This is a genomic window from Thiorhodococcus drewsii AZ1 (assembly GCF_000224065.1).
Lineage (GTDB): Bacteria > Pseudomonadota > Gammaproteobacteria > Chromatiales > Chromatiaceae > Imhoffiella > Imhoffiella drewsii.
The window spans coordinates 1-13,228 of sequence record NZ_AFWT01000012.1 but is presented as its reverse complement, the minus strand read 5'-3'; the positions used below and the strand labels follow the sequence as shown (position 1 = coordinate 13,228).

Here is a 13,228-nt window from a genome sequence, read left to right as displayed (position 1 = left end):
AGCGGTACTCGACCCTACCTTTGCGCCGGATACGGCTCGGTCGTCACGGAAAGACGGTCATTCGGGCACAGGTCTCATGAGATTCTTTCGTCGGTCCAAGACGTTCGATCACGGGATCTATCCGATCGAGCACAAGGAATTGACCGCAGACAAACCGATTCGGCGCATGCCGTTCGCGCCCGAGCTCGTCATCCCGCTGTCTCAGCACAAGGGAAAGCCCGCCGAGCCACTGGTCAGGGTCGGACAGGAGGTGGTGCGTGGCGAGCCGATCGCCCGCGCCGATGGTTTCGTCTCGGTCCCCATGCATGCGCCGGCGACCGGCGTGGTGCGTGCGATCGGTCTCGCGCCGAGCGCCGAAGGTCCCAAGGTCCAGGCGATCTACCTCAAGGTCTATCACGCGGCCAGTCAGCAGGTGCTCTACGACATGGAGCGCGATCCGGAGCGGATGGCGCCCGATGAGATCATCGCGGCGGTCCAGGAGTCCGGTCTGGTCGGGCTCGGCGGTGGAGCCTTCCCGAGCCACGTCAAGATGAAGCCGCCGGCTGGACGGGTGATCGAGACCCTGCTGGTCAACGGTTGCGAGTGCGAGCCCTATCTGACCTGCGATCACCGCATCATGCTGGAGCATACGGATGCGCTGATCCGTGGGATCCGTATGGCGTTGCGCGCGACCGGCGCCAAGCGCGCCATCATCGGCGTCGAGGACAACAAGCTCGACGCGGTCGCCCATCTGCGCGCGCGCATCCCCCGTCATCTGCCGATCACGGCCGAGGCGGTGCGTACCAAGTATCCCCAGGGCGCCGAGAAGATGCTCATCAAGAGCCTGCTCGGTCTGGAGGTGCCAGCCGGCGGCTTGACCTCGGATGTCGGCGTCGCGGTCTTCAACGTCGGGACCCTGGCCCAGATCGGGGATCTGCTGCCCAAGAGCCGTGGCCTGATCGAGCGCGTGGTGACTGTCAGCGGTCCGGCGGTCGCGAATCCAGGCAACTTCATGGTTCCGATCGGCACCCCGCTGCGTTTCCTGCTCGAACAGGTCGGGCTGCGCGGAGAGCCGGGCGAGGTGATTCTCGGCGGCCCCATGATGGGGATGGCCGTGTCTTCGCTGGACGTGCCCGTGACCAAGGCCGTGTCCGGCGTGGTGGCCCTGGAGCCGGAGAATCCGGATCTGGCCCGGCGCAAGGTGCATCCCTGCATCAAGTGCGGCGAGTGCCTCAATGCCTGTCCCATCTCGCTCAATCCATCCATGCTGGGCGAGCTGGCGTTGGCCCGCGAGTACGGCATCATGGCCGAGCAGTTCCATCTGGATCAGTGCTTCGAATGCGGCTGCTGTGCCTATGTGTGTCCGTCCAATATCCCATTGACCCAGTATTTCCGGATCGCCAAGTCGCTGAATCGGGACAAGGGTTGAACACGGGAGGCCGTTTGGTCGTGGGTGGGGGGCGAAGATCGGCCCAACCCACGCCCTGTGTCTCCGCCGTCGCGGGGCCTCGCCATGGGCGTTGGGCGTGAAACGAAACGCGAGGTGGCGTGCGCGAGCCCGCGCGTGCCGCACGATCCCCGATGATTCCTCGGCGCCTCCGGCGCCTTTGCGGTTTTGAAGAAGTCATATGGCAAAAGGCATTGAAATCAGGACCTCCCCGCACCTCAAGCGGGTGATGTCGGTCGAGCGGATCATGCGCACCGTGGTGCTGGCGCTGCTGCCCATCTGCGCCTTTGCGGTCTACCAGTTCGGGTTGAGCGCGCTCCTGCTCCTCCTCACCACGACCGGGGTGTCCATCCTTACGGAATGGTTCTTTTCGCGGCGTTCGGGGCAGGGCAATACGGTCAGCAACTGGTCGGTCGTCATCACCGGGCTGCTGCTCGGCTTGACCCTGCCGCCCGGTTTTCCGCTGTGGATGGCGGCGGTCGCCGCCTTCGTCGGCGTCGGGCTCGGCAAGTCACTGTTCGGCGGGCTCGGCTACAACGTCATGAACCCTGCGCTGGTCGGACGCGCCTTCGTGCAGGCTGCCTTTCCGGTGGCCATCACCACCTGGACCCCAGCCTTCGCGCCCGGACGCTTCGGCGAGCTGATTCCTTCGACCCTGACGCTGCCCTTCATGCAGCCGATCCCGGTCGATGCATGGGTCGCCGGTCTGAACATGGACGCCTGGACCGGCGCGACGCCGCTGGCGATCCAGAAGTTCCAGCACATCGAGACACCGATCGCCGACGTCTTCTCCGGGATGGTCGCCGGCTCGGCGGGCGAGACCTCCGCCATCCTCATCCTCATCTGCGGGCTCTGGCTGGCCTGGCAGAAGATGCTGGACATCCGCATTCCGCTCAGCGTCCTGGCCGGCGCGGTAATGGTCGCCTTGCCCCTGTGGCTGATGGACAGCGCAACCTATCCGAGCCCCTGGTTCGTGCTCTGCTCGGGCGGACTCATGCTGGCGGCCTGGTTCATGGCGAGCGACATGGTGGCCTCGCCGGTGACGGCGCGCGGCGCCATTCTCTACGGTCTCTTCATCGGCGCGCTGACGGTGGTGATCCGTCTGTTCGGCGGACTGTCCGAGGGTGTCATGTACGCGGTGCTGCTCGGCAATGCGGTCGGACCGCTCATCTCCAGCTGGACCCAGCCCAGGGTGTACGGCGTGACGCGGAAGTCCGCAGACAAACGGGATGCGGCTTGATGGTTTGGCTATCCCGTCCGATTCGCCGCGTCCGTCCACCGATCACTGAAGACTGAACAGACTATGGAAGCACAGAACCAATCCCGGCCCGCAGCGGCGACGCCGACCTGGGCCATGCTGCGCACCTTGGGAGGCATCGCCTTGCTCTCGGGTCTGCTGGTCGCCCTGGTCTATCAGGTCACACTGCCGATCATCGCCGAGAATCAGCGCGTCCTGACCGAGAAGGCGGTCTTTCGCGTCTTGCCACAGGCCAGCCTCAAGCGCGATTTCGTCCTCACGAAGCAGGGCGGTTTGGCGCCCGTCGGTGAGGGTGTCGACGGCGAGCACGTCTATGGCGGATACGATGCCGCCGGCAATCTGGTCGGCGTGGCCTTCACGGGTGTCGCCGTCGGCTACGCGGGACCGATCCGGGTCATGTTCGCCTACGATCCCGAGTGCCGCTGTCTCAACGGCAGCAAGGTGTTGAGTTCAAACGAGACGCCGGGCTTCGGCGACAAGCTGGACTTCGATCCCGAGTTTCTCAAGAACTTCGAGGCACTGGACGCGCGACTCGATGCCGAGGGCAGGGCGCTCGCGAACCCCATCGTCACCGTCAAGCACGGCACCAAGAACCAGCCCTGGGAGATCGACGGCATCTCGGGCGCGACCATTTCCTCCAAGGCCATGGGGCGTGCCGCGAACGCGGCCGCACAGCGTGCCGTGCCGGCCATCGAGCGCGATCTGGCTTGGCTGAAGCAACAACATTGAGGCGAGACCCATGGCTGAATTGCCCAATACACAAGAGACGCTGACCCCGGATACCTTCCTGCGCGGTCTGTGGGAAGAGAATCCGGTGTTCGTCATGCTGCTTGGCATGTGTCCGGTGCTGGCCGTGACCAGCACCACCATGAACGCCCTCGCCATGGGGCTGGCGACCACCTTCGTGCTGGTCTGTTCGAGCCTGCTGGTCTCGTTGCTGCGCAACTGGATCCCCAAGCAGGTGCGTATCGCCAGCTATATCGTCATCATCGCCACCTTCGTGACCATCGTCGACTACAGCATCCAGGCCATCAGTCTGGAGCTCTATGCCGCGCTCGGGGCCTTCATTCAGTTGATCGTCGCCAACTGCGTCATTCTTGGCCGGGCCGAGGCCTATGCCTCCAAACAGCGGCTCACGACGACCTTCGTCAACAGTCTCGGTATGGGCGCCGGCTTCACCCTGGCGCTGCTGGCGCTGGGCACGGTGCGCGAAATTCTGGGCAACGGAACCATCCTCGGGATCCATCTGTTCTCGCCCGATTTCCAACCCTGGGTCGTCATGATCCTGCCGCCGGGCGGTTTTTTCGTCCTCGGCGCCTGGCTCCTGTTGTTCAACTGGCTGCGTCTGCGCAAGGAGCGCAAACAGGCGGAGCAGATCGGAGTGACCGCCCATGCACGCTGAGCCCTTGTCGCTGATTTTTCTGAACGCGGCCATCGTCAACAACTTCGTCCTGGCGCTCTTTCTGGGGATCTGTCCCTTCCTCGGCGTCTCCGGGAAGCGGGAGACGGCCTGGAACATGGGGCTGGCGACCATGTTCGTCATGCTGGTCAGCTCTGCCGCCGCCTTCGGCATCAACTGGCTGCTGACCGAGCTGGACCTGCTGTTCCTGCGTCTGATCTGCTACATCGCCGTCATCGCTTCGGCGGTGCAGTTGGTGGAGATGTTCGTCAAGCGTTTCAGTCCGGCGCTGTTCCGCTCGCTCGGTATCTTCCTGCCCTTGATCACGACCAACTGCGCGATCCTGGGTCTGGCGCTGTTTCAGACGGCCAAGGAATACGACTTCGTGCAGAGTCTGGTCTATGCCCTGGGTGCCGGCACTGGCTTCACCCTGGCGCTGATGCTGATGGCGGGCCTGCGCGAGAAGCTGGCCCTGGCCAGAGTCCCGAGCGTCAGTCAGGGGGCGGCCATGAGCCTCATGCTCGCCGGTCTGCTGTCGCTTGCGTTCATGGGCTTCGCCGGCCTCGGAGGCGGGCATGGTTAAGGTGCTGCTGGCACCGCTGATCGTTTTCATCGTGCTGGGCGGCTGGGTCTTGGTCCAGCGGCTCTATGCCGGCTTTGCCGCCCGCAATCCGGAACTCGGCCCCTTCCGTCGGGAAGACGGCGGTTGTTCCTGTGGCAGTGGGCACTGCGAACAACCCCAGCGGTCGCGATCCGTCGCGCCGCCCGCACCGCCATCGGCGGTGAAACATCCCACTTGACCAACGTATGATCCCGTGCCCATCGGCACAGGGTCGAGGAGTTATCGGATGAGTCAGTTCCCATCGGAAATCGGCCCGACGACCGAGGCCGTCATCAAGGCGTCGCAGCGGGTCACTTCCGAACAGACCGATGAGGTGCGCCATATCACGCTGGAGGTGCTGGATCCCGCCTTCCAGTTCGTCGAAGGCCAGAGCATCGGCGTGCTGGTGCCCGGTCCGCACGACTTCGGCAACGCCTACCATCTGCGTCGCTATTCGATCGCCAACGCCCGCAACCTTCCGGTGGGCTCGGGCGTGCAGGTGGACATCCTGGTGCGTCGCTGCTTCTATCTCGACGAGGTGAGTGGCGAGCGCTATCCGGGCGTCGCCTCCAACTATCTCTGCGACGCCCAGGTCGGCGATCGTATCAGCATCAACGGTCCGCATCTGAGCCCGTTCAAGATGCCGTTGGACAACCGTGCCAACCTGCTCATGATCGGCACCGGAACCGGCATCGCCCCGTTCCGCGCCTTCGCCCAGCTCATCTACGAGCGTCGCGGCGACTGGAAGGGCCAGGTGCGTCTCTACTACGGCGGCCACAGCGGTCTCGACCTCATGTACGCCAACGACGAGACCACCGACCTCGCCAACTACTACGACGACAAGACCTTCAAGGCCTTCCGTGCGCTCGGCACCCGTCCGCTGGAGACCTCCTCGCAGGCGCTGGAGCAGGGTCTTGCCCATAACGTTGCCGATGCCTGGCGTCTGATCAACGAATCCAATACCCACGTCTTCCTCTCCGGACTCGGCAAGGTGGCGACGGTGTTCGACAAGGTGATGGCCGAGCAGGCCGGATCCGAGGAGGCTTGGAAAGAGATCAAGCGGAAGATGATCGAGGACGGTCGCTGGTCCGAACTCATCTACGATTGAACCCCAAGTTCTGAATGAAAAAAGGGGCGCCTGGCGCCCCTTTTTTCGTGGCTCGAATAGGCGGTCTCTAAACGGGCGGAACGCCCAGAAAAGACCGCGCGGCTGCCGCATCCAGTGCGATCTGTGTCTTGAGCGCCTCGAAGGAATCGAAACGGATCTCGTCGCGCAGCTTGAGCCGGAACTCGACCGTGAGTTGATGGCCATAAATCGTTCGGTCGAACCCGAACAGATGGACCTCCAGCCGATCTTCGTGACCGTCGACGGTCGGACGGCTGCCAACGTTGGCGACACCCGGCCAGGGACTGTCTCCGACCCCATCGACCATGACGGCGAAGACGCCGCGCAATGGGCTTGCGCGTCGATGCAGATGGATGTTGGCGGTGGGGAAGCCGATCGAGCGACCACGCTTGTCGCCATGCGCCACCCGGCCTTGCATGCGATAGGGCCGCCCGAGCAGATGCCTGGCCTGTTCCAGATCGCCGCGCGCCAGCGCCTCACGCACCCGCGTGCTGCTGATGCGCTCCTCGGCCTGGGTGATGGTGTGCAGGTTTGCGACCTCGAAGCCGTGGCCGTCACGACGCGCGGACGTACCCATCTCGCGCAGCAGGGCGTAATCTCCCGTCCGAGCATGCCCGAAGCGGAAATCGTCCCCCACCAGCAGGAATTTCACTCCGAGCCCATCGATCAGCAGCCGCTGAACGAAGGCCCGTGCGTCCAGCGTCGCCAGCCTGGGGCCGAACTCCAGCAGCATGACCCTTTCGATGCCATCCTCGCGGATCGCCGTCAATTTCTCGCGCAGTCGAGTGAGCCTCGCCGGCGCGGTGGAGGGCGCGAAATACTCCATCGGTTGAGGCTCGAAAATGATGACGGTCGCCGGCAGCCCCAATTCACGCCCTCGCGCGAGCAGACGCGTGAAAACGGCCCGGTGGCCAAGATGGACCCCATCGAAATTGCCGATGGTGGCGACACAGCCCCGGTCATCGGGACGCAGGTTGTGCAAGCCTCGGATAAGCCTCATGGATTTGCTGGGAGTCGGGGTCGGCAATGAGTCACGAAAGGGCGCCGATTATACGTGATTCAGCGCGTTTGGGTCAGATTTGCGCCGGCATTTGGGTCGGCGCGCTACACTCGCCGCAATCCCGGCCTGATTCACTGATAGGATGGGCTAGTTCGTATCGAGATGCGATCGAATGCCCGGTCGCACTGCGTTCAGCGGACGAGCAACATCCGAGCGATACGCCATGCTGAAAAAACTCCCGATCGGCATCCAAACCTTCCGCGAGATCATCGAGGAGGGCTACGTCTACGTCGACAAGACCGACCACGCCTGGGCGTTGGCGAGCAGCGGCAAATACTACTTCCTCTCACGCCCGCGCCGCTTCGGCAAGAGCCTGTTCCTCGACACCCTCAAAGAGCTTCACGAAGGCAGCGAGGTGCTGTTTCGCGGGCTTTACATCCATGAACGCTGGGACTGGAGCAAGCGCCATCCGGTGATCCGGCTCGATTTTTCCGCTGGTGTGCTGCGGAGTCGTGCCGAACTGGATCTACGCATCGAATGGATGTTGAAGGAGAATGCCGAGCGCCTGGGCGTGTTTTGTGACCGGACGCGCAACGACATTCCTGGCTGTCTGTCCGAGCTGATCATCCGCGCCCACGCCGCAGCCGGTCAGCGGGTCGTGATCCTGGTCGACGAATACGACAAGCCCATCCTCGACAACATCACCGACCTCGCCCGTGCCGCCGAGGTGCGCGAAGGGCTGAAGAATCTCTACTCGGCCATCAAGGGGCAGGATGCCCATATTCAGCTCGTCTTAATGACCGGCGTGACCAAATTCAGCAAGGTCAGCCTCTTCTCGGGTATCAACCAACTGCGCGACATCACGCTGTCCGCCGCCTTCGGCGCCATTTGCGGCTACACCCAGTTGGATCTGGAGACGAGTTTTAGGGAGCATCTGCGGGGCGTCGACTGGGCGCGTCTTAAGCAGTGGTACAACGGTTATGCCTTTCGAGGTGAATCGGTCTATAACCCCTTCGATATCCTGCTCTTCATCAGCGAAGCGAACCAATTTCGCAACTACTGGTTCGAGACCGGCAACCCCAGCTTTCTGATCGAGCTGCTTCGGAACCGTCGCCTCTTCCTGCCCGACCTCGAAGGCATCGAAGCCAGCGAGGAGATCCTCGACTCCTTCGACATCGAACGCATCGACCCGGTGACCCTGCTATTCCAGACCGGTTATCTCACCATCGCCGACACGCGCGAGCGCTTCGGTCAATGGCTCTTCGCCCTGCGCATCCCCAACCAGGAGGTCCGCCACGCCTTGGCGAATCACCTGATCGACGCCTACACTGAGCGCCTGCCTAGCGAGCGGCTCGAATGGCAGAAATCCGTCTACGGCCCCCTGTCTTGCGGCGACGTCGATGCATTCATCGCCGCCATCAAGCGCCTGTTCGCTGGCATTCCTTGGCGCAACTTCACCCACAACGACCTACCCGAAAGCGAGGGCTACTACGCCAGCGTGCTCTACGCCTTCCTCGCCAGCCTCAACGCCGAGATCATTCCCGAGGACATCAGCAATCACGGCCAGGTCGATTTGACCGCCAAGCTCGCCGGCTACATCTACGTCATCGAGATCAAGCTCAACCGCAAACCGGAGGGAAGTGGGGCAGGGGAGAAGGGCGAATCCACCAACCCCGCCCTGGCCCAGATCCGCGCCCGCGACTACAGCGCTAAATACCGGGATCTACCCGGCAAGGGGCTGTTCGAGCTTGGACTGGTTTTCGATGGTCAGGTTCGGAATTTGGTGCAGGCCGATTGGCGGCGAGTCGATTGATGCGCTTTCTGAAACGCATTAAGGGCACATGGGTTTTCAGGGGGGTGAGGAAGACGGTGGTATCGGGCTACCAGTTGCGCGTGTCAGTGCTCCAGCGTTCGGGATGCTTGCTTGGCCTTGGCCGCCTGATAGAGTGCGTCGGGTTGGGCGAGCAGGTCGATGTCCTCGCCGCACAATGGTGGAGGGCACAGTTGCTGACATTTCTGGTCAGCATGTGACGATTTTGGAATTAGGGACATGCGCGGGTGAGGCCGATTGGGTGGGCGAAGACGGGGCGTCTGGCGTCTCGGCTCTAGTCATGGCGTGGGTTCCTGAGCCTTGACCGCAAAACCATTGAAAAATGGCATGCAAGCTGCTTTATCCGCCTCGGGAGACATCAGCGGCGCGGCGAGACGCATCAGGCCGCATCAAGCCTCCCCGCTCGCTCAGACGGTTTCAACATCCATTGCGGAGAAATCCATGAAAAAGGTTCAACAAGGCTTTACCCTAATCGAACTCATGATCGTTGTGGCGATCATTGGTATTTTGGCGGCGATTGCGATTCCGGCGTATCAGGATTATATCATTCGCTCAAAAGTCTCTGAGGGTATTGGCCTTGCTACCTCAGCTAAAACAGCCGTTTCGGAGCATCGGCTTGCGATGAATACATGGCCTACCAATAATACTTCGGCAGGGTTTACCTCACCAAGCAGCCAATACGTACAGGGTATTGCAATCGGTGGTCGTACGATTACGATTACCTACAGAGCGACTGCGATTGGCCTGGCAGCGGCGAGTAATACCCTCATTTATCAAGGTTCTTTTACTCCTGGCAACATTAACTGGGTTTGCGATACGGCGACAACGTCTAACACCGTCGCGCGTAAATATCTGCCCGCAAACTGCCGTTAAGCCTGGGTGCTGGACCAGACAAACCCCCTAAGGTGACTTCGGGGGTTTTATATTGATATGAAGCAAGTCAATACTGGGGTCGATCATCGTTCCGGCCAAAACCAGAAATAACGCATGGTCTTTGCTTCGCAACTCGGTGATTTTATATATTGCTACGCGTGGATCGCTGTAGGGTGGCCGGAACGATGATCGACGCATCAATACTTAAGTAGCGAGAGAGACAACGAGTTATGCGCTATGTTATTAGCAAGCATCTTTGCTAGGCGCTTTCAATTAAAACCATGCGTAACTTGTTAGTGAAACTTTTCTAATGTTTGTGCGCTGCATGAATTATTCTAGTGCAGTACTTGCACGCTGATTTTGTTATTAATTTTTTATGAAGCGATCCTCGCTAATCGTTGTTGTCCTGTTCCCGCTAATCCTTGTGTTGGGGTTTGCAATCCTCTCCCCCGGACTCTCCGGCCCTTTTCTGTTAGATGATTTTATCCATTTACCAAAGTTGGCCGGCGACAATGGTCAGATCGATACCCTGTCCGATGTCTATCAACTGATATTTAGTGGCGAGCGCGCAATCGGGCGCCAACTCTCTTATCTGTCACTTCTTATCAACGATAATGCATGGCCGACCACTGCATATGGTTTTAAGCGCCTCAATGTGCTCTTGCATCTCTTGAACGGTGTGCTCGTCTTCCTGTTTGCTCGCATGTTGGCGAATCTGATATGTAATCGAGATACCGACCCGAACCACGCCGATTGGATCGCGCTGTTGGTCATGTCATTGTGGCTGGTTCACCCCCTGCATCTATCACCGACAATGATGGTGATCCAGCGTATGACCCTGCTGGCGGGCACCTTTTCGCTCCTGGCGCTTGTTTCCTATCTGCATGGCCGACGCCTGGCAGTTGACCGTCCAATTGCCGGCTACCGATGGATGATTCTTGGGTTCGGTTCTTTTCTCGTGTTGGGCATCTTCAGTAAAGAGACCGCTATCATGACGGTCTGTTATGTAATGGTTATAGAGGCGACCCTGCTTGCGCGCGATCGTCCGCCACGACCTGATTACTGGCGATTTTGGGCCTGGTTGTTCCTGGGCGTACCCCTTCTAGCCATCGTCGCCTACTTCTTTTCAATTCTGCCTTATATCGATCAACTCTATCTCAAGCGCGACTTCAACATGATCGAGCGGCTGCTCACCGAGTCGCGCGTTCTGATGCAATATTTGCGGGTGATTCTGTTGCCCTCGATTTCAGCCTCCGGCCCCTATCACGACGACTTTATGATCTCGCGCGGATTGCTTGAACCCGCGACCACCCTGCTGTCGATCATCACCATCTTCAGCCTCATTGGTTTTGCCATCTGGCGGAGGCGGCGTAATCCATTACTGGCCTTTGCGATCCTCTGGTTCTTTCTGGCGCACCTGCTGGAGTCGACCATTCTGCCGATCGAGCTCTATTTCGAGCATCGTAATTATCTGCCTATGTTTGGTTTTGCCTTCGCTGTGAGCTATTGGGTGATGAATCAGTCTGGGAAATTGGCTGTCATTAGCCGGGTTGGCGTCGCCGCGTTTCTGAGCTTAACGCTGTTGATCACCTTTCTATCCGCGAGGGTGTGGGGTGATGCGAATCAGATCTCGACTGTCTGGGCAGCCGAGCATCCAGGCTCGGCACGGGCGCAGATCGGCGCCATTCGATTTTGGTCAAAGATCGGTGATTCAGAGCGACTGATCGAGCAATTCGATCTTGCGCAACGTCTGAATCCTAACGACGCGGGTTTGTCTTTATTGCGCCTTATCATTCAGCGCTGCCGAAACCCCGCAGCCCCTCCCATCGGGGGTGACATGGGCTCATTGGAGCAAATGGTGCCCTCGGCACACTTCGAGCATGGCAGCCTGGAAGGTATTGACTGGATTGCCAAGAATGCAAAAAAGGAGGGCTGCGATTTCAAAGAGGATGACCTGGAAAAGATTATCGATCTTTATTTGAGTAATCCCCGCTTTTATGGAAATGAGGCGGCGCGGACTCTCCTCTACCGCATTTTGGCAGACCGCCAAAGAAAGCGAGGCGATCTTAATGCGACCATACAGTCGCTGGACCTCGCCTACGCGGCCCGCCCAAGTTTCGATGTGGCGCTCAATCAAGCCTGGTTGCTTGCGACCGCCGGGCTTTTCGAGGACGCGGATACATATTTACAGAAGGCGCGAGAGACGCCACCCAGATCCAAGGGCGAACGGCTCTGGCGCGACGATAAGATCGCTGAGATCGAGCGGCTGATCAGGCTGATGAAGAAGGACATGAAGACCCAATCAATATCAGCGCCATAGCAGATGGATGGCAATCTCTGAACTTTGTCTCTGGTCCCCACGCGCTAGAATCTCTGCGGTTAGGGAATCACGTCAATTAATGATCGCTAAGGCGGCGAGGCCGCATTCTCGCGCCTGAGCCTGAAAAAAGGCAAAACAAGGCAAAACAAGGCAAAACGAGGCGCACTGTAGCCCGGAATGAACTCATGCTCAACGCTCAACACATCGCCGTCGTCGTCCCCTGCTACAACGAATCCCTGCTGATTGGCCGGGTTATCGAGACCATGCCCGCTTTCGTCGACCGTATCTTCGTGGTGGACGACGTGAGCAGGGACGAGACCTGTACCATCGTTCAGGGCTATGTGGACAAAGACCCGGATCGGTTGGTGCTGATCCGGCATGCGGTCAATCAGGGCGTAGGTGGCGCCATCGCCACCGGCTACAAGGCAGCGCGTGACGAGGGCATTGAGGTAACCGCCGTCATGGCCGGCGACGCCCAGATGGATCCGGCTGAACTCGAATCCATCGTCCAGCCCGTACTGAGCGGCGAGTACGATTACACTAAGGGCAATCGGCTGTTCAGCGGCGAGGCTTGGCAGATGATCCCCCGCGTGCGCTATCTGGGTAATGCCATGCTGTCGCTTCTGACCAAGATCGCTAGCGGTTACTGGAATGTGGCCGACTCGCAGTCGGGTTACACCGCGATCAGCCTCAAGGCGTTGCGTACCATCGATTGGGACCAGATGTATCGGCGCTACGGTCAGCCCAATGACCTGCTGACCCGGCTCAATATCTATGACTTTCGTGTCAAAGATATTCCGATCCGGCCCATCTATGGGATCGGTGAGAAGTCTGGAATTCGTCCGTTGCGGATGATCCCGCGCCTGTCATTGCTGCTGCATCGGCTGTTCTGGTACCGGATGCTCCAGAAATATGTGATCCGGGACTTTCATCCGTTGCTGTTCTTCTATATTGCCGGCACTGTCTTGTTCCCAACCGGCTTCTTGTTCGGATTCTATCTGGTGACTTTACGGCTTTTCCATGGTCCGGTCGCCGCGACCTCGGCCCTGTTCGCGATGTTCCTGTTTATGAGCGGCCTGCAGTTCTTGCTGTTCGCGATGTGGATGGATATGGAACACAACCGCACGTTGCGCTGATGTTGAATAGGCGCATGCGTCAGATGTTCCATCTATACCGCTCTCATTTGAGTTTTTTGCGGACAGGCATTTTGTGACACTCAACCGAATCTGTAGAATCTTCGCCATGCCTGACTACCACCTCACTGATAAGCAACTCGCGGAACTGCGTGCGGCCCACCGAGGTACGCGCGATAAACGCGAGGCTGATCGGATCAAGGCGGTTGTTCTGCTCGCGACCGGCTGGACAGCGGAGCAAATCGCCGAGGTGCTACAGAT

12 protein-coding genes are annotated in these 13,228 nt (G+C 59.9%); 11 read left to right on the top strand and 1 reads right to left on the bottom strand.

The window, feature by feature from the left end:
• Window positions 1–76: 76 nt before the first annotated feature.
• The 7 genes from rsxC (at window position 77) to THIDRDRAFT_RS09745 (ending at window position 5,792) form a co-directional block, all read left to right on the top strand.
• Entirely contained in the window at window positions 77–1,408 is a 1,332-nt protein-coding gene (rsxC, locus tag THIDRDRAFT_RS09775) for an electron transport complex subunit RsxC (protein WP_007040675.1), read from the top strand.
• 199 nt (window positions 1,409–1,607) lie between these two features.
• Entirely contained in the window at window positions 1,608–2,666 is a 1,059-nt protein-coding gene (locus THIDRDRAFT_RS09770) for an RnfABCDGE type electron transport complex subunit D (RefSeq protein WP_007040674.1), read from the top strand.
• A 63-nt stretch (window positions 2,667–2,729) separates the two neighbouring features.
• On the top strand, window positions 2,730–3,413 hold the full coding sequence (locus THIDRDRAFT_RS09765) for an RnfABCDGE type electron transport complex subunit G (RefSeq protein WP_007040673.1): 684 nt from the start codon (window positions 2,730–2,732) through the stop codon (window positions 3,411–3,413).
• A 10-nt stretch (window positions 3,414–3,423) separates the two neighbouring features.
• Entirely contained in the window at window positions 3,424–4,086 is a 663-nt protein-coding gene (gene rsxE / locus THIDRDRAFT_RS09760) for an electron transport complex subunit RsxE (RefSeq protein ID WP_007040672.1), read from the top strand.
• Window positions 4,076–4,666 carry an electron transport complex protein RnfA gene (locus tag THIDRDRAFT_RS09755; protein WP_007040671.1) on the top strand — a complete coding sequence of 197 codons (591 nt, stop codon included), beginning with the start codon at window positions 4,076–4,078 and terminating at the stop codon, window positions 4,664–4,666. Before rsxE ends, THIDRDRAFT_RS09755 begins: the two co-directional genes overlap by 11 nt.
• Window positions 4,659–4,883, top strand: coding sequence for a hypothetical protein (locus tag THIDRDRAFT_RS09750; protein ID WP_007040670.1), 225 nt, complete (start codon window positions 4,659–4,661; stop codon window positions 4,881–4,883). The genes THIDRDRAFT_RS09755 and THIDRDRAFT_RS09750 overlap by 8 nt, the downstream gene beginning before the upstream one ends.
• Before the next feature lie 48 nt (window positions 4,884–4,931).
• A complete protein-coding gene (locus tag THIDRDRAFT_RS09745; RefSeq protein WP_007040669.1) occupies window positions 4,932–5,792 on the top strand; it encodes a ferredoxin reductase domain-containing protein in 861 nt (286 codons plus the stop codon).
• Window positions 5,793–5,859: 67 nt separating this feature from the next.
• On the opposite strand, the gene ribF is transcribed toward THIDRDRAFT_RS09745, so the two are convergent.
• Complete coding sequence (gene ribF / locus THIDRDRAFT_RS09740; protein WP_007040668.1) at window positions 5,860–6,810, bottom strand: bifunctional riboflavin kinase/FAD synthetase; 951 nt, start codon at window positions 6,808–6,810, stop codon at window positions 5,860–5,862.
• 223 nt (window positions 6,811–7,033) lie between these two features.
• Here ribF and THIDRDRAFT_RS09735 point away from each other — a divergent pair, with 223 nt between their 5' ends.
• The 4 genes from THIDRDRAFT_RS09735 to THIDRDRAFT_RS09715 all read left to right on the top strand — a co-directional run bounded on the left by THIDRDRAFT_RS09735 (window position 7,034) and on the right by THIDRDRAFT_RS09715 (window position 12,970).
• Entirely contained in the window at window positions 7,034–8,623 is a 1,590-nt protein-coding gene (locus tag THIDRDRAFT_RS09735) for an ATP-binding protein (RefSeq protein ID WP_007040667.1), read from the top strand.
• A gap of 318 nt (window positions 8,624–8,941) precedes the next feature.
• A complete protein-coding gene (locus tag THIDRDRAFT_RS27100) occupies window positions 8,942–9,514 on the top strand; it encodes a pilin (protein ID WP_281054763.1) in 573 nt (190 codons plus the stop codon).
• A 376-nt stretch (window positions 9,515–9,890) separates the two neighbouring features.
• Window positions 9,891–11,834 (top strand): hypothetical protein, encoded by a 1,944-nt coding sequence (locus tag THIDRDRAFT_RS09720; protein ID WP_007040665.1) that lies wholly within the window; start codon window positions 9,891–9,893, stop codon window positions 11,832–11,834.
• Window positions 11,835–12,019: 185 nt separating this feature from the next.
• Entirely contained in the window at window positions 12,020–12,970 is a 951-nt protein-coding gene (locus THIDRDRAFT_RS09715; protein ID WP_007040664.1) for a glycosyltransferase family 2 protein, read from the top strand.
• Window positions 12,971–13,228: the final 258 nt, after the last annotated feature.